Raw genomic sequence first — 16,451 nt, 5'->3', positions numbered from 1 at the left:
GCGCCATCACTGCCTTCGGCACCGCGCGCCATCACTGCCTTCGGCACCGCGTGCGCCGGCCGGTGACCCGGCTGCCGCTGCCCGGTGCCGGGGTCAGTTCCGCCGCGCCAGCTCGCGCAGCAGGCGGTCGTGCTCGGTGTCCGGTTCTTCGCGGGTGATCTGCGGGGCCCGGTACGGGCGCGGGCGGGCCGGCCGGTGTTCGGATTGCCGGCGAAGTTGCAGCGCGGTCAGGGCGCCGACCACGGTCGAGTGGACCGAGAGGCGGGCGATCCGCGGATCGGCGCCGGCGAGGCGGGCGATCCGCGGGTTCGGGGTGACCAGGCATATCTCCACCCCGTCGCGCCGATGACGCTCCGCGTCCTCGGCCAGCGCGGCGAGCGTGCGCAGCGACAGGAAGTCGAGTCTGGTGGTGTCGACGATCAGTGCCCCGCGGCCGGTCGCCGCCGTTTCGACGGCATTCCCGACTTGCTGCCGCCACAGCGCCAGGGTGTAGGCGTCGGCCTGGCCGCGGACCGACAGGACGACGATCTCGCCGCGGCGCCGGACCCGGAAAAGCAGTTGCTGCTCGGGCGAGCGCGTAGCCGACGCGGCATGGGCCGAAGCGAAGGACGAGGAGCTGGTATCGGTATTCATATTCCACCCGATTCGGCTCAGGATGCGTTCGCGCATCGCGGTCACGCCGACCCTGCGTGTCTCAAGGTGAACCCGTGACTGTGTTCCACCCTAGCCCAACAGGCCGTTACGGGCGGGGTCGGATGTGATCCCGGCGACCGTGCACGGATACGCGTTTGCCCCGTTGCCCGCCGGGTAGGCCGCCCGCTGACGGCAGCGCGCCGTCGCCGGCCGGTACCGGCAGCAGCCGGGCCCGGCCGAGCCGGCCCTTCGTCGCACTGTGTGTCCCCCACCTTCGAGAAGGGAGTTCGTCATGAGCCAGCTCAGCCCCATTCAGGTCCAGAAGTATCTCTCCGGTATCGACTACCCCTGCGACCGGGACGGCTTGGTCGCCGCAGCGGAGAACAACGGAGCCGACGCGGAGGTACTGCACGCCCTCGAAGCGCTGCCGGACCGGACGTTCGACGGACCCAACGCGGTCAGCCAGGCCATTTTCTGAGCCGCGCACAGCGGTTGTCCGGGTGGGGCCGCACCGGCACGGTGGGCCCCACCCGGTCGCTGTCGCGGTCCCGCCGGACCAGCCCCGTCCGGACGTTTGGCCTCGGCCATCCGGGATATCCGGCGCGGGTGAAGAAGAATATTTTCGTGCCGGCTCTCACCGAGACCCAGCGCGGCGAAATAGGAACCGTCGATATCCCGGGGGGAATATCCGTACACGGACTGCTCGATTACGAATCGTTGATATCCGCCGAGGAACTGGATTTCGACGAATTATTGGATCGGGCGCGCACGGAATTACGTTCCTTCGACGGCCCGGTGGACGCCGTGATCGCACACTGGGATTTCCCCACCAGCGTGATCGTGCCCATTCTCGCGCATGAATTGGGTTTGCCCGCACCCACTCTGGAAAGCGTGCTGAAGAACGAGCACAAGTACTGGAGTCGAGTACTGCAACGCGAAGTAGTTCCCGAATGTGTTCCGAAATTCTGTGCATTCGACCCGTTCGACGACGATGCGCTCGACCGTATAGATATCCCGTTCCCGTTCTGGGTGAAGCCGATCAAATCGCATTCTTCGCAGCTCGGTTTCGAGGTGCCCGATGCGGACGTCTTCGCGGACGCGGTACAGCAGATCCGGGAGGAGATCGGCCGGATCGCCGACCCGTTCGACCAGGCGCTGGCGCGGGTGGAGGTCCCCGGCGATATCCGGATGGCCGGTGGGCGTACCTGCCTGGCCGAGCAGATCGTCACCGGCACCCAGGCCGCGCCGGAGGGATCGATGTTCCGCGGCGACTATCACGTGCACGGGGTGTTCGATATGCGCAAGGACGCCGAGGAACGAAGTTTCACCCATCTGGACTATCCGGCGCGCACGGTGCCGCCCGATGTCCAGCAGCGGATGATCGACGTGACCGAGCGCTACCTGCGCCACACCGGCTTCGACAACGGCTGCTTCAATTCCGAGTTCATGTGGGACGCCGAGACCGGAAAGTTGTGGCTGATCGAGGTGAACACGCGGATCTCACAGTCGCACAGCGATCTGTTCGCCAAGGTGGACGGCAGCTCCAACCATCGCGTCGCCATCGATGTGGCGCTGGGTATCCCGCCCCGGATGCCGCACCGCAAAGGCGAGTTCGCCGTGGCCGCCCAGTGCCTGGTGCCACGCTACGAGGACGGGATCGTCACCAAGGTCCCGAGCGAGGACGAGATCGCCGCATTGCGCAGCCGTTTCCCCGGCACCGTGGTGAAGATCGATGTGCAGGTCGGGGAGAAGCTCTCGGAAATGCCGAACCAGGACGCCTACCGCTACAAACTGGCCACCCTCTACATCGGCGCTCCCGACGCCGACCGGCTCGAGCAGCGCTACCACGACGCCATCGCGGCGCTGCCGTTCGAATTCGAGGAGGTCCGCTGAGCTTGCACACCGTCGAGACTTTCCCCTACCGGGTGCACGAGACCGAGAACGTTTTCATCCCGATGCGCGACGGCGCCCGCCTCGCCGCCCGCATCTGGCGGCCGGACACCGACGAGCCGATGCCCGCGGTACTGGAGTACATCCCCTACCGGAAGCGGGACCTCACTCGTGCCCGGGATGCCCTGAACCATCCGTACCTGGCCGGGCACGGCTATGTGAGTGTGCGGGTGGACCTGCGCGGCAGCGGTGATTCCGACGGTGTGCTGACCGACGAATACCTGTCGGTCGAACACGAGGACGCCTGCGATGTGATCGAATGGCTGGCCGCGCAGCCGTGGTGCGACGGCAATGTCGGCATGATGGGGATCTCCTGGGGCGGTTTCAACAGCCTGCAGGTGGCCGCGCGCCGGCCGCCGGCGCTGAAGGCGATCATCAGCGCGTCGGCGACCGAAGACCTCTACGTCGACAATATGCATTACATGGGCGGCTGCCTGCTGTCGGACAATTTGTCCGAGGCGACGGTGATGTTCGCTTTCAACAGCTTGCCGCCCGACCCCGCGATCGTCGGGGACCGCTGGCGCGAGTTGTGGCACGAACGCCTGGCGGGCAGTGGGCTGTGGCTCGAGCGCTGGCTGGAACACCAGCACCGCGACGACTACTGGAAACGCGCCTCGGTGAACGAGGACTACCGCGCGGTGCAGTGCCCGGTGCTGGCCGTCGGTGGGTGGGCCGACGGGTACACCAATGCCATCTTCCGGTTGCTGGAGCATCTCGAGGTGCCCCGGCGCGGACTGATCGGCCCGTGGGGCCACAAATATCCGCATCTGGGCGTGCCGGGCCCGGCGATCGGGTTCCTGCAGGAGGCGGTGCGCTGGTGGGATCACTGGCTCAAGGGCCGCGATTCCGGAGTGCTGGAGGAGCCGATGCTGCGGGCGTGGATGCAGGACAGTGTCTCGCCGCAGCCGTCCTACGCCGACCGGCCCGGCCGCTGGGTGGGCGAACCCGGCTGGCCGTCGCCGAATCTGACCCCGCGCCGCTTCACGCTCACCCGGTATGCCCTCACCGAGGACGCGGATCATACCGAGCACCGCCGGATGGATGTGCAGTCGCCGCTGAGCGTCGGCATGTTCGCCGGTAAATGGGCCTCCTATGCGGCCACTCCCGACCTGCCCGCCGACCAGCGGGAAGAGGACGGCGGCTCGCTGGTGTTCGAAACCGAGCCGCTGGGCGAAACGTTCGAAGTACTGGGCGTCCCCGCTCTGGACCTGACCGTCTCGGCCGACCGGCCCAACGCGATGGTGGCGGCCCGCCTGTCCGATGTCGCACCCAACGGCGAAGCCACGCGGGTGACCTACGGGCTGCTGAACCTCACCCACCGGGACGGCAGTGCGGCGCCGAAGGCGCTGGAACCGGGCCGCGGCTACCGGGTGCGGGTCCCGTTGAACGGGATGGCGCATTCCTTCCCGCCCGGACACCGGATCCGGTTGTCGATCTCGTCGTCGTACTGGCCGCTGGCGTGGCCCTCACCGGAAGCGGCGATGCTCACGATAACCACCGGGCAGAGCGCACTGACCCTGCCGCACCGGCCGCCGCGCGCCGAAGACCGCCGGTTGCGGCCGTTCGAAGACGCCGAGGCCGCGCCCGAGGCGCCGTCGACGCATCTGGAGCCGGGCCGGCACCACTGGAAGGTCGAACGCGATCTGGCCACCGGGGTTTCGACCCTGGAGATCGAGAACGACCAGGGCACGATCCGGCTCGACGACACCGATACCGTCGTGCGCCGGGCAACCACCGAATGGTTCAGCTTCCGCGGCAACGACCCGCAATCGGTCTGGGGCGAGACCCGCACCGTGCGCCGGTTCGAGCGCGCGGACTGGCGGACCGAGGTCACCACGCACACCACACTGCGTTGCACGGCGGGCGAGTTCATTCTCGACGCCGAACTGGACGCCTACGAACTGGACGATCCGGCCGCCGACCCGCGTACGGCACAGAAGCGGGTGTACTCGCAGAACTGGCATCGCCGGATACCCCGCGATCTGGTCTAGCGCGATCCGGCGGGGCGGCCGGCGCCACGATCCGGCGGGTCAGAGGGCGTGGGGGTAGGTGTCCCCCGGCTCGTCGGGTCCGCGGTGGGTCACGAGGTCGAGTGGGGTCAGGGCGCTGGTCTCGTCGATATGCAGCAGGGCGTCGAACCGGTGCGCGGGCCGGGCGTGGAAGTAATGGCTGCGCCGTTCGTTGTCCGGACGGTAGACCACTCCGATCGCACGTTCGAGCTGGGGCGCGTCCAGTGCGGGGATAGGTTCGCGGTCGAAACGCAGCAGGAACCGCTCGACTCCGGTGCGGTGCAGCAGGTTCTCCACGCTGCCGGGAAGCGACGGGCGTACCCGTTTTACGCGGGGCGGGCCGTCCCATTCGTCGGCGGCCAGTACGGTGCCGGTGTGGGTGGTGAAGCCGAGGATCCGGGATTCGCCCGGGCAGTTCTGCCGGACCAGTTGGCCCAGGTTCAATTCCCCCGCCGCCCCGAGTTCGGTGGCCCGGGCGTCGCCGAGATGTGAATTATGCGCCCACACCACGATTTTCGCCGCGCTGCCGGTACGCTGCCGCAGATGCCCGCGTAATGCCGTCAGGGTGGCGAACATATGCTCGTCGCGCAGATTCCACGACGACACCCGCGAACCGAACATCGCCCGGTAGTACTGTTCGGCGGCGGCGACCAGGCGGGCGTTCTGTTCGGCGTAGAACTGTTCGTCGGGATCGCCCTGCCCGTCGGTGCGCAGGTCTCGGGTGCTCATCCGCTGTATATCCGCCAGCTGCGCGACGACTGCGTCCGCACAGTCTTCACCGGCGCCGAATGCGGCGGCGTAACCGTAGTGTTGTTCGTCGGTGTGCTGGTCGAAGCAGGAGTACCGGTCGCGGGCCCGCCGCGCGGCGGCCGGGTCGACACGTTCGAGGTAGCCGACCACCTCCGCGGCGGAGCGGCGCATGCTGTAGAGGTCGAGCCCGTAGAAGTCGACGGTATGCGCCGCAGCGCGCCGGTTGTACTCGCGGAGCCATTCCACGAAATCGCGGACGACGGTATTGCGCCACATCCACATCGGGAAGCGCTGGAAACCGGACAATGCCTGCGCGGCGTCGCCGTCGTCGCCGCGGCCGCGGATATAGCGGTTCGCGCGGTGGGCATCGGGCCAGTCGGCCTCCACGGCCACCGCGTCGAACCCCGCCCGTTCGATGAGGGTGCGTGTCATCCGCGCCCGGGCAGCGTAGAACTCCGAGGTGCCGTGGGTGGCCTCGCCGATCAGCACGAACCGGGCGTCGCCCACCAGATCCAGGAGATCCTCGTCGGTGGGTACCCCGTCGGGCAACGGGGTAGCGGCGGTCCGGACGGTCACCTCCGGGCCGGTGGCGGCCGCATGCGGTCCGCCTACCGGGACCCGCGCGGCCCGGTCGAGCAGATCGCGGATCTCTTCGTCGGAGGCCTCGGTGAAGTCGAGGTACTCCGCGCCCACGCCGGAGAAACCGGCGGGAACACGCGCGCAGACCATCTCGTCCACGCGTTCGCGCAGACCGGCGCAGGTGGCCTCGAGCGCGACGGGCACCGCGACGACCACCCGGGCCGGATGCATCCGGTACACCGTGCGGACGGCAGCGTCCATCGTCGCACCGGTGGCGAGGCCGTCGTCCACCAGGATCACCGTCCGGCCCGTGACATCGAGCAGCGGCCGCTCGCCCCGGAACGCTTGCTCCCGGCGGCGCAGTTCGCGGCCCTCCGCGCGGGCGATCCGTTCCAGGACGTCCGGGCCGACCTGTTCCGCGGCCAGCACATCGCCGTTGGTGACCAGGACACCGCCGCTGGCGATCGCGCCCAGCGCCAGTTCCGGGTTACCCGGGGAACCGAGTCTGCGGACGACCAGCACATCCAGCGGCGCTTCCAGCGCCTGCGCCACCTCGTAGGCCACGGGCACACCGCCCCGGGGCAGGCCCAGAACGACGGTATCCGGCGAGCGGAACCGGTCCAGTAGCGTCGCGAGCGTCCGGCCGGCCTCGCGACGGTCACGGAAAGCGCTTGTCGCCATAGGGGTGCGCTACCCGGTGCGGACCAGGGCAAACAGGCGGTTCAGGAGGAACGGGTCGTCGCCGCGGTCGGATCGCCGTCGGTGCTGTTGTCGATATCGTGGTGCAGGGTCAGCAGCACATGGTCGAGGCGGGTGCGCAGCCGGACTTCCTCGTCGGCGATACCCGGCAGGGCGGCGACCATACGCTCGGCGACGCGGCGCAACTTGATATTGGTTTCCTGCGACCGCCAGCGCAGCACATGGAATGCTTGTTCCGCGTTGATCCCATAGGCGAGCATGAGCGCGCCTTTGGCCTGTTCGATGACGATCCGGGCATCCAGAACCTGCGGCAGGGCATCGTCGAGAGCTTCCCGCCGGTATTCCGCGGCAGTGGCGGACAGATCGATGTAGAAACCCTGGGTGCCGATCACCTCGCCGCTGTGCTCGTCGACCATGGGCTCGGAGACGACCAGCACCTCGCGCACACGGCCCGCCGTATCGATGATGCGGTGCCGGCTGGAGAACGGGCCCCCGTCCTCCACCGACAGGATCATCGCCTCGAGCCGGTCGCGGTCGTCGGGATGTTTATGCGAGAGCAGCAGCTCGGTGGTGGGCCGGACCTCCGGAGGATGACCGTGGATCCGGGCGGCTTCTGCCGACCATTCCCAGCTCCGGGTCGCGAAGTGGTACCGGAACCGGCCCACCTGCAGGGGATCGCCGGCGCCGACCACCCGTTCGACGAGTTCGACTTCGGACTCCGGCAGCTCGTCCCGTGCGTTCATGGCTGTGATTATTCCCCGCATCGCCGGCACGAGGGCGTCCGGCCGACGGCCCGGGCAGCCGGCGGTCCGGTGAGAACCGGGAACCGCCGGTCACGGGTCCATACCGCTGTGTCCCTTCGGCGTCGACTCGTCGGTTTCGATCTCTGCATCGATGGGATGCTCGTCGGCGTGGGTGGGCCGGGCGTGCTCCTCGGCGAAATCGGGTTCGTCCCGATCGGCCGGGTCCTCGGCACCGGGGTCCGGTGTGGTCATAGGCGGGCGGTTACCCCGCCGGCGCTCGGTGACACAGGAGCCGATCGCCTCCTCTGTGTTTACCGGCCGGGGATCCGGGAAGCCGCCGACCGACCACGTTCACGGGCCGGGCACTGCCGGGCACGCCATCGAGGAGGACAACTCGTGGACCGAACACCGGAGCAGGGATCCGCGACACCCGCCGCGTCCGAGGCGGCACAACGCCCGCTCGGCGAAGGCCGGGGCGATACCGACCCCAAACAACGACAGCTCGATCCGCTGCGGCAGGACCGCGAGAGCGGCTACCTCACCACGCAGCAGGGCGTCCGGGTGGACCACACCGACGATGCACTGACCGTCGGCGCACGGGGTCCCACGCTGCTCGAGGATTTCCATGCGCGCGAGAAGATCACCCATTTCGACCACGAACGGATACCGGAACGTGTCGTCCATGCGCGCGGCGCCGGCGCCTACGGCTATTTCCGGCCCTACGACGATTCGCTGGCGGAATATACGGCCGCGAAATTCCTGACCGACCCCGGCGTCCGGACGCCGGTTTTCGTCCGGTTCTCCACCGTCGCCGGTTCGCGCGGTTCGGCCGATACGGTCCGCGACGTGCGCGGTTTCGCCACGAAGTTCTACACCGAACAGGGAAACTACGATCTGGTCGGTAACAACTTCCCGGTGTTCTTCATCCAAGACGGCATCAAATTCCCCGATTTCGTGCACGCGGTGAAACCCGAACCGCACAACGAGATTCCGCAGGCGCAGTCCGCGCACGATACGCTCTGGGATTTCGTGGCCGAGCAGCCGGAAACGCTGCACGCCATCATGTGGCTGATGTCGGATCGCGCCTTGCCGCGCAGTTACCGGATGATGCAGGGATTCGGTGTCCACACGTTCCGGTTCGTCGATGCGGAGGGCCGCGGAACATTCGTGAAGTTCCACTGGAAGCCGGCCCTGGGCGTGCATTCGCTGGTATGGGACGAATGCCAGCAGGTCGCCGGGCGCGACCCGGACTACAACCGGCGCGATCTGTGGGACAGTATCGAGGCCGGTGATTTCCCGCGCTGGGAGCTGGGCGTACAGCTCGTACCGGAGGAGCAGGAATTCGATTTCGATTTCGACCTGCTCGATTCCACCAAGATTATCCCGGAGGAACAGGTGCCGGTGCGCCCGGTCGGTGAGATGGTGCTCGACCGCAACCCGGACAATTTCTTCGCCGAAACCGAACAGGTCGCCTTCCATACGGCGAATGTGGTGCCCGGTATCGATTTCACCAACGATCCGCTGCTGCAGTTACGGAATTTCTCCTATCTGGACACCCAGCTCATCCGCCTCGGCGGACCAAATTTCGCCCATCTTCCGGTGAACCGTCCGCTGGCCGATGTCCGCACCCATCAGCAGGACGGATACAGCCGCCACGATATCCCGCACGGCCAGGCGTTCTACACCAAGAACACCATCGGCGGCGGATGCCCGGCACTGGCCGACGAGGATGTGTTCCGGCACTACACCCGGCGGGTGGAGGGCGAAACGATCCGGGCCCGCAGCGAGAGCTTCAAGGATCACTATCGGCAGCCCCGCATGTTCTGGCGCAGTATGACCGCGACCGAAGCCGAGCACATCGTTTCCGCGTTCGCCTTCGAACTGGGCAAATGCAAGCGGGTGGAGATTCGCTCGCATGCGCTCGAACAACTGGTGCGGATCGACCCGGACCTGGCAAGCCGGGTCGCCGAGCAACTCGGGCTACCCACTCCCGAGGGCGGTCCGGTGGAGGAGGTGCCGGTATCGCCGGCGCTGTCGCAGGTGAAGGATCCACCGCCCACCATCGCCACCCGCAAGATCGCCGTTCTCGCGGCCGACGGGGTCGATGTGGCGGGCGTCGAACGGCTGCGCACTGCGTTGCGTGAACGCGGCGCCGAAATCGAGGTGCTGGCCGAACACGGCGGCGAACTGCGCGGTGCCGGCGACGGCAGCCTGACCGTGGACAAAACCCTGGCGACGATGGCATCGGTGCTCTACGACGCGGTAATCGTGGCCGGTGGCGAAACCTCCGCCCGCACCGTCGCCGCCGCGGGCCCCGCCGTGCACTTCGTGACCGAGGCATACAAGCACTTCAAACCGGTGGCGGTGCTCGGCGCGGGTGCCGAGGTACTGCGGGCCGGTGGTATCGCCGTCCCGCCGGAGCCGGACACCCCGGTCGACGGAGTGATCCAGGCCGGCGAAACGGTGTCCGACGGTTTCGTGGAATCCTTCGCCACGGTGCTCTCGGGGCACCGCGTCTGGGAGCGCGACGCCACGGCGATACCCGCCTGACAGCCCGGACTTCGCCCATACGGAGAGGCAGCCCGGCCGGTGCGAGTCCATGCACCGGCCGGGCCGAGTGCGCTGTGGCCGAACAACCGGAGCCAGGTTCGGTGGATCCGAGGTAGATCGGCGGCGGGCCTGCTACCGCGACGGCGCGCGGTGGAGATTTCGCCACGCGGCCGTACGGTGGTGCGGCTGCCGCGGACCCGCACGCTGGTGAAACGATCGGCACCGGCCGTATACCGGTGTCAGCGCGACCGTGCCGCCCGCCGACGTTACGAGGCGGTGGCGACGTCGGTCGTGCGCTGCCAGAGCGCGGGGCCCGCAGCTGCCGCCCTGGGCTGCCGGCTGTGCGTAGAACCCGGGTGAACAGTTCGCCGGCTATGAACGGAGTTCTGGGCAGGTCGGTTGGGTTGCGCGTGCCCCGCGTAGCCACCTGTTCGCCGTTGTATGCCGAACTCGCCTCCGCACTCGCAGTGGTACCGGGGGGACGCGAGTGGGCCGGCTGTGCTCGCGGCACCGTGGGCTCCGACGTGGGCGTACGCGGTGGAGGCGGTTTCAGCCGCGGCGATTCTGCTCGCCGGTGCCGATGCCCAGGACTCGGAAACCGGTGTGGTCCAATGTTTTTTCGTCGAGCAGGTTGCGGGTGTCGACGATAACCGCTCGGGCGGTCCCGGCTTCCAGTCGCGCCCAGTCCAGGGACCGGAACTCGGGCCATTCGGTGAGGACGACCAGTGCAGCGGCGTCCTTTGCCACCAGATAGGGGTCGTCGACGACCTGCACGGGTTCCAGGCCCGGGGTCCCCGCGGGTACGCACGGATCGTATGCGACAACGGTGACCCCGTGGCGGCAGAGCTGCCGCGCGACCGCCACCGCAGGGGAGTCGCGGAGATCGCCGGTCCCGGCTTTGAACGCGAGTCCGAGCACACCGACCCGGGTGTCCGCGAGATCGCCGTCCACCGCACCGGTGACCGCGTACCGGATCTTGCGCACCACCATCGCCTGCTGGCGCTCGTTGGCTCGGACCGCATCGCGGACGAGCGCGAAATCCACGCCCTCGGCCGCCGCGGCGCGTAGCAACGCGTGGGTGTCCTTGGGCAGGCAGGAGCCGCCCCAGCCGGGGCCGGGGGTGAGGAAATCGGGGCCGATCCGGTCGTCCATGCCCATCGTGTCGGTGACCCGGCCGATATCGGCGCCGACGCGTTCGCACAGGTCTGCCATCGTGTTCACGAAGGACAGCTTCACGGCCAGGAAGGCGTTGCTGGCGTATTTCGCGAGTTCCGCACTGGCCGTATCGCAGCGGACGACCGGACAGCCTGTGCCCGCGTACAGTCCGGCGACCCGGTCGGCGGCCTCGGCGTGTTCGTCGCCGGCGCCGATGAGGATGCGGTCCGGGTGCAGGAAATCGTGAACCGCATGGCCTTCCCGGAGGAATTCGGGATTGCTGACCACCGCCCGGCCGGCGACGCCGGGGGAGACGGTGAGACGAGCCGCCGTGCCGACAGGAACGGTGGATTTGGTGACCAGGGTGCAGTCCGGGCGCAGCACAGTGGCCAGGGTGCCGAGGGCGTGGTCGAGTACTTCCAGGTCGGCCGCACCACCGTCACCCATGGGGGTCGGCAGGCACAGCAGCACCACTTCGGCCTCGGTCAGCGAACCCGGATCGGTGGTGAAGGCGAGCCGCTCCTCGGCCAGGCCCTCGTCGACGAGTTCGGCCAGCCCCGGTTCGACGATCGATACCGTACCCGCCCGCAGCTGCTCGACCTTGGCCTCGTCGTTGTCCACGCAGATCACGTGATGCCCCAGATGGGCCAGGCATGCGGCGCTGGTGAGCCCCACATATCCGGCGCCGACGACGCCGACGCGACTACCCATGATGCGCCCCCTTTCCGAGTACTTCGGCCGCGGCGGTGAGCACCCGTTCCGGACGCACCATGAGCAGCCCGGAATCCGGGCGATCGGCGTGGGGGTCGCCGGTTCTGCCCGCCCACAAGGCGATATGGTGCCGCGCGGTGACCGGTGGGCCCCAGGTATGCGGCGGGGTGGGGCCGAACAGTAGTACCGACGGGGTGCCGAAGGCGGTGGCGAGATGTCCCACCCCGGTATCGCCGCAGATCACCAGCTCCGCCTCGGCCACCAGCGCGGCGAGTTCCAGCAGTTCGGTGCGGCCCGCGTACACCGCCGAGGGTGGCAGGCCGGCCTGCGCGGCAACGGAATTCGCCAGCGGAACCTCCGCGCGCGATCCGGTGACCACGACCGGCCGGCCGTCGGCGCGCAGGGCCCGTGCCACCCGTGCGAAACGTTCGGACGGCCAGCGCCGCGCAGGATAGGCGGCACCGGGGTGGATCACGACCGCCCGCGATACCGGTGCCGGTACCGGCGGAGCCGGCAGCCGTAGCGCGTCGCGATCGCTTGCTATCCCGCGGTACTCGAGCAGCCGGCACCAGCGATCGACCTCGTGCAGGTCCGCCCGCCAGTCCGGGCCGGCCAGTTCCGGGAAGTCCGGATGGCGGTGGGTCAGCAGCGATTGCGGCTCGGCCGTCCGCAGATCACGGATACTCTCCGGCCCCCTGCCGTGCAGGTTGACCGCCAGCCTGGGCGGTGCCCCCGCCCACCGCAGCGCTCCCAGCCCGGGGGTAGGCAGCAGTTCGTCGACCGCGTCGATCGACTCCACTAGCCCGCGTAGCTGTTCGGGCGCCGCGAGGATCAGCCGGTCGCCCGGGTAGGCCGCGCGCAGCCCACGGAGTGCGGGCACCGCGGTCAGCAGATCGCCGAGCCCGAGTGCCCGCAGGACGAGTACCGATCCGCTCAGGGCCACGACCCCTCTTCCGAGGTGCAGACGACTAGTTCGCGGACCTCACAGCCCGGCGGCTGGCTCAACGCGAACAACACCGATTGCGCGACATCGGCGGGCTGGTTGAGTTTCGCGTCCGGTGGGGGTTTGTACTGTTCGGCGCGCCCGTCGAAGAACGCTGTATGCATGCCGCCGGGAATCAGCAAGGTCACCCCGACTTCACCGGCGGTTTCGGCGGCCAGCGCGCGGGTGAAGCCGACGATCCCGAACTTCGAGGCACAGTAGGCGGTGGCATCGCTCACGGCCTTGATCCCCAGGGTGGACGCGCAGGTCACAATCGTGCCCCCGGTTGCCCGCAGCGCCGGCAGGGCGGCCCGGACCACGGCCACCGTGCCCAGCAGGTTCACCTGGACCACCCGTTCCCAATCCTTGGCCGGCACCTCGTCGAGACGTCCGCAGGCATCGGTGCCCGCCGCGGTGAACACACCGTCGATCCGGCCGTCCACGCGGTCGGCCAGTTCCTGTACCGCGTTCTCCGCGGCCGCGGTATCGGCGAGATCGGCCCGCACGAAATCGACGGTGGTATCCGGCTGGTCGCGGTCGATGACCAGCGGGCGGCCCCCGCGTTCGAGGACCGCCGCCGTCACCGCCGCACCGAGTCCGGAAGCGCCGCCGGTGATCAGGATGTTGCCGAGTGTTCGCATCGCACTCCTTCGTGGTCGGGTCAGCCGCGGGACCGGCTGACCAGCTGAGTCGTCGAATAACCGCGGACCGTGGGGATCAGCGCTATCTCGCCGCCGTGCCGGCGCACCACCTCGGCTTCGGGCAGTTCCGCCTCCGAGTAATCGCCGCCCTTGACCCAGATATCGGGCCGCAGCCGATCCAGCAGCGCGCTCGGTGCGGATTCGTCGAATATCGCGACGGCATCGACCGAGGACAGCTCCAGCAGCAGCCGGGCGCGGTCGCGGGCGGCGACGATGGGCCGGCTCGGCCCCTTCAACCGGCGTACCGAATCGTCGGAGTTCAGGCAGACGACCAGCGCGTCACCCATGGCCCGCGCCTGGCGGAGCAGGCTGACGTGGCCCGGATGCAGCAGATCGAAACAGCCGCCGGTGGCGACGAGCCGGCCACCCCGGTGCCGGACGGCGGCCGCCACATCGAAGGCCGACCCGGCGATATCCGCCTCGTCGGTGGTGGCCGCGGCGGGACCGTCACAGGTCGACAGCGTGGCCGCGGCACCGGTCGCGACGAATCTGGCGGCCGTGTCCACGGCATGGGTCACGGCATCGGCCACCGTCGAACCGTCCAGCAGGGCCGCGGCGGCAGCCGAGGCGAACCGGTCGCCGGCGCCGCAGGTATCGGGCGCGATCCGGTCGGCGCTGCGGATCGCCGCGGGGACGGGCACTGTCGCCAGCCGTTTACCGTTGGCCAGTACCGCACCGGACGATCCGAGCGTCACCGCGACCGAGTCGGCGGACCATTCGTCGCGCAACACTTTCGCCAATTCGTCGGGTTCGGCGTAGCCGGGCGCGAACTGCCGCGCCTCGTTCAGATTCGGTGAGATCAGCGAGGCGCCCGGTGTGGGCGCCGGCCCGCGCGGATGGGGGTCCCACACCACCGGTACGACCCGGGCGAGTTCGGTGAGCAGACGCCGGATACGTGGGTGCGCGGCCACACCGCGCCCGTAATCGGCGACCAGGATCGCCCCGGCCGACCGCAACGTCCGCACCACCGCGGAACTCACCGGCTCGGCATCGGCGGTGCCGTCACCGGTGTCCAGCCGCACGAGCGACTGACCTCCTGCCCGCACCCGCGTCTTACGCACCGTCTCGCCGCGCAGCACCATCGGCACGAGGTCGACCTCTTCGCCGAGCAACCGCAACAGGCTGCGCCCGCCGTCGTCCTCGGTGGTGGCCGTGATCAACGCGACCTCGGCCACCGACCGGGCGGCCAGCAGCGCCGCCAGCCCGGCGCCGCCGGGGCGCAGCCAGCGGCGTTCCACATCCACCACGGGCACCGGCGCTTCCGGGCACAGCCGGTTGGCGGCGCCTTCGATATCGACGTCGAGCAAGGTATCGCCGAGGACGACCAGCGGTTTCACGCCGGAATTCCCAATGCCTCGTCGAGCGCCGCACACAGTGCGTGCACCAATGCCAGATGTACTTCCTGCACCGTCGCGGTGGTCGCGGCGTCCACCGCGATCGCGTCGTCACACAGCGCCGCGAGCGGATTGGGCATCGGCCCGGTCATCGCCCAGGTGCTCACGCCCAGCTCCTGGGCGGTTTTCGCGGCGGCGACCACGTTCTGGCTGGTACCGCTGGTGGACAACAGGACCAGGACGTCACCGGGCCGCCCGTGCGCGCGGACCTGGCGGGCGAACAGCTCGTGCCCGCCGTAGTCGTTCACGATCGCGGTGCCCGCCGACGTATCGGCGTGCAGGGCGATCGCCGACAACGGTTGTCGCTCGTGGTGGAATCGGCCGACCAGTTCCCCGGTCAGATGCTGGGCTTCGGCGGCGCTGCCGCCGTTACCGCAGGCGAGTAACCGGCCACCGTTGTCGAGCACGGCGGCCAGCTCGCGACCCCATCCGCTGATCTTCGGAGCGAAGGAACTGGTGCGTTGCAGCGCCGTGCACAGCGCCGCGAAATGTTCCTCGATCACGACACACCTCCTGTCTGCAGACCCCCACCCCGGTCCGCGCTGAGTTCTTCCGCCGCCTGCACCACCCGGTCCGGGGCGATGGACTCCAGGCACGGATGCCCCGCGATCGGGCATTCGCGGGCCCGGCTGTCCCGGCACGGTGCCGCCTGGTCGCCGAGGACGATCACCGGTACGCCGTAGGGCGCCCACCGCGCGGCAGGCACCACCGGCGCGAACAGTGAGACCACCGGTGTACCGACGGCCGCGGCGAGATGCGCGGGACCGGTATTCGGCGCCACCACCACGATCGCGTCCCGGAGCACCGCGGCGAGTTCGGGCAGTCCGGTCCGGCCACCGAGATCGACGGCATGGTTGCCGGCGACCGCGGCGGTGAGCGGCCGGTCGGCGGGGCCCCCGGTCACGATCACCCGGTGGCCGGCCCGGATGAGCGCGGTGACGATCGCCGCCGACCGCAACGCCGAGGGTTGCCGGGCCGGCACGGATGCGGCCGGATGCACCACCACATAGCCCGGCCCGCCGGTGAGCGCGCGGGTATCCGGCAGCGGCTCCCGGACGGCGAGTTTCCCGTCGTCACCGGGCGGTAACCGGAACCCGGCCGCGGTCGCCAGGGAAAGCGCACGCTCGGCCTCGGGCGGATCACCGTCGACCCGGTGCCGCAGATCCAGCAGCGAACCGGGATAGTCCTCGGAGATCGCGCCGATCCACGGGACTCCCGCCATTCTGAGCAGCAACGCCAGCGGTAGCGGCGACTGGTGGAAAGACGTGAGGATCAGCGCGCGGTCCAGTTCGAGATCGCGCAACCGATCGACGAAAGCAGCGGTATCGGCGGGGGATACCGGCGCCGGTTCCGGATCGATCCACGGCGCGCACCAGGTGAGAATCCGGTCGACTCCGGGCAGTAGTTCGGCGCCGGCCCGGCCGCGAGGGCCGGCCAGCAACGTGACCTCGGCGGCGCCGGCGGCCACCGCGCGCAGACACGGTCCCGCGAGCAGCACATCGCCGACGTTGTCCATCCGCGCCACCAGCACCCGGCCTGTCATGACGCCGCTCCCCGCATGGGTCGTCGGTACTCGATGACATTGCGTGCCGCCC

At 69.2% G+C, this 16,451-nt stretch carries 14 protein-coding genes; 4 read left to right on the top strand and 10 right to left on the bottom strand.

From position 1 onward, the window contains the following. Positions 1–93: 93 nt before the first annotated feature. Positions 94–633 carry an STAS domain-containing protein gene (locus IU448_RS04060; RefSeq protein ID WP_195054114.1) on the bottom strand — a complete coding sequence of 180 codons (540 nt, stop codon included), beginning with the start codon at positions 631–633 and terminating at the stop codon, positions 94–96. A gap of 292 nt (positions 634–925) precedes the next feature. Here IU448_RS04060 and IU448_RS04055 point away from each other — a divergent pair, with 292 nt between their 5' ends. The 3 genes from IU448_RS04055 to IU448_RS04045 all read left to right on the top strand — a co-directional run bounded on the left by IU448_RS04055 (position 926) and on the right by IU448_RS04045 (position 4,574). After that, positions 926–1,111 (top strand): DUF2795 domain-containing protein, encoded by a 186-nt coding sequence (locus IU448_RS04055; protein WP_195054113.1) that lies wholly within the window; start codon positions 926–928, stop codon positions 1,109–1,111. 146 nt (positions 1,112–1,257) lie between these two features. Further along, the gene (locus IU448_RS29520) at positions 1,258–2,526 is read left to right on the top strand and encodes a hypothetical protein (RefSeq protein ID WP_324188500.1); all 1,269 of its coding nucleotides are present in this window, start codon (positions 1,258–1,260) and stop codon (positions 2,524–2,526) included. Between the two features lie 2 nt (positions 2,527–2,528). Then, positions 2,529–4,574, top strand: coding sequence for a CocE/NonD family hydrolase (locus IU448_RS04045; protein ID WP_195054111.1), 2,046 nt, complete (start codon positions 2,529–2,531; stop codon positions 4,572–4,574). 39 nt (positions 4,575–4,613) lie between these two features. On the opposite strand, the gene IU448_RS04040 is transcribed toward IU448_RS04045, so the two are convergent. From IU448_RS04040 to IU448_RS04030, 3 genes are all read right to left on the bottom strand, one after another. Next, positions 4,614–6,602, bottom strand: coding sequence for an erythromycin esterase family protein (locus IU448_RS04040; RefSeq protein WP_195054110.1), 1,989 nt, complete (start codon positions 6,600–6,602; stop codon positions 4,614–4,616). A 41-nt stretch (positions 6,603–6,643) separates the two neighbouring features. Next, a complete protein-coding gene (locus IU448_RS04035) occupies positions 6,644–7,363 on the bottom strand; it encodes a PAS and ANTAR domain-containing protein (protein ID WP_195054109.1) in 720 nt (239 codons plus the stop codon). A gap of 90 nt (positions 7,364–7,453) precedes the next feature. Beyond that, a complete protein-coding gene (locus IU448_RS04030; protein WP_195054108.1) occupies positions 7,454–7,615 on the bottom strand; it encodes a hypothetical protein in 162 nt (53 codons plus the stop codon). Between the two features lie 258 nt (positions 7,616–7,873). On the opposite strand from IU448_RS04030, the gene IU448_RS04025 reads away from it, so the two are divergent. After that, positions 7,874–9,913, top strand: coding sequence for a catalase (locus tag IU448_RS04025; RefSeq protein WP_228812225.1), 2,040 nt, complete (start codon positions 7,874–7,876; stop codon positions 9,911–9,913). 549 nt (positions 9,914–10,462) lie between these two features. Here the strand turns inward: IU448_RS04025 and IU448_RS04020 are convergent. The 6 genes from IU448_RS04020 to IU448_RS03995 are packed head-to-tail and all read right to left on the bottom strand — an operon-like array spanning position 10,463 to position 16,399. Then, positions 10,463–11,779, bottom strand: a complete 1,317-nt coding sequence (locus IU448_RS04020; RefSeq protein ID WP_195054106.1) for a UDP-glucose dehydrogenase family protein — start codon at positions 11,777–11,779, stop codon at positions 10,463–10,465. Then, positions 11,772–12,722: a glycosyltransferase family 9 protein gene (locus tag IU448_RS04015; protein WP_195054105.1), complete on the bottom strand. Its 951-nt coding sequence runs from the start codon at positions 12,720–12,722 to the stop codon at positions 11,772–11,774. The genes IU448_RS04020 and IU448_RS04015 overlap by 8 nt, the downstream gene beginning before the upstream one ends. After that, positions 12,713–13,402, bottom strand: a complete 690-nt coding sequence (locus IU448_RS04010; RefSeq protein WP_195054104.1) for an SDR family oxidoreductase — start codon at positions 13,400–13,402, stop codon at positions 12,713–12,715. The genes IU448_RS04015 and IU448_RS04010 overlap by 10 nt, the downstream gene beginning before the upstream one ends. A 20-nt stretch (positions 13,403–13,422) precedes the next feature. Beyond that, positions 13,423–14,799 (bottom strand): D-glycero-beta-D-manno-heptose 1-phosphate adenylyltransferase, encoded by a 1,377-nt coding sequence (gene rfaE2 / locus IU448_RS04005; protein WP_195054103.1) that lies wholly within the window; start codon positions 14,797–14,799, stop codon positions 13,423–13,425. Next, positions 14,796–15,359: a D-sedoheptulose-7-phosphate isomerase gene (locus tag IU448_RS04000; protein ID WP_195054102.1), complete on the bottom strand. Its 564-nt coding sequence runs from the start codon at positions 15,357–15,359 to the stop codon at positions 14,796–14,798. The genes rfaE2 and IU448_RS04000 overlap by 4 nt, the downstream gene beginning before the upstream one ends. Then, a complete protein-coding gene (locus IU448_RS03995) occupies positions 15,356–16,399 on the bottom strand; it encodes a glycosyltransferase family 9 protein (protein ID WP_195054101.1) in 1,044 nt (347 codons plus the stop codon). Before IU448_RS03995 ends, IU448_RS04000 begins: the two co-directional genes overlap by 4 nt. Between the last annotated feature and the right edge of the window lie 52 nt (positions 16,400–16,451).

This window comes from Nocardia flavorosea, assembly GCF_015477805.1.
Lineage (GTDB): Bacteria > Actinomycetota > Actinomycetes > Mycobacteriales > Mycobacteriaceae > Nocardia > Nocardia flavorosea_A.
Note: the sequence above shows the minus strand (reverse complement) of the source record. Positions and strands in the feature narration are given on the sequence as shown.

Bases quoted from the DNA above. Each gene is read 5' to 3' on its own strand.
- IU448_RS04060 (WP_195054114.1), bottom strand. From the start codon at position 633: ATGAATACCGATACCAGCTCCTCGTCCTTCGCTTCGGCCCATGCCGCG.
- IU448_RS04055 (WP_195054113.1), top strand. From the start codon at position 926: ATGAGCCAGCTCAGCCCCATTCAGGTCCAGAAGTATCTCTCCGGTATC.
- IU448_RS04040 (WP_195054110.1), bottom strand. From the start codon at position 6,602: ATGGCGACAAGCGCTTTCCGTGACCGTCGCGAGGCCGGCCGGACGCTC.
- IU448_RS04035 (WP_195054109.1), bottom strand. From the start codon at position 7,363: ATGAACGCACGGGACGAGCTGCCGGAGTCCGAAGTCGAACTCGTCGAA.
- IU448_RS04030 (WP_195054108.1), bottom strand. From the start codon at position 7,615: ATGACCACACCGGACCCCGGTGCCGAGGACCCGGCCGATCGGGACGAA.
- IU448_RS04020 (WP_195054106.1), bottom strand. From the start codon at position 11,779: ATGGGTAGTCGCGTCGGCGTCGTCGGCGCCGGATATGTGGGGCTCACC.
- IU448_RS04010 (WP_195054104.1), bottom strand. From the start codon at position 13,402: ATGCGAACACTCGGCAACATCCTGATCACCGGCGGCGCTTCCGGACTC.
- IU448_RS03995 (WP_195054101.1), bottom strand. From the start codon at position 16,399: ATGACAGGCCGGGTGCTGGTGGCGCGGATGGACAACGTCGGCGATGTG.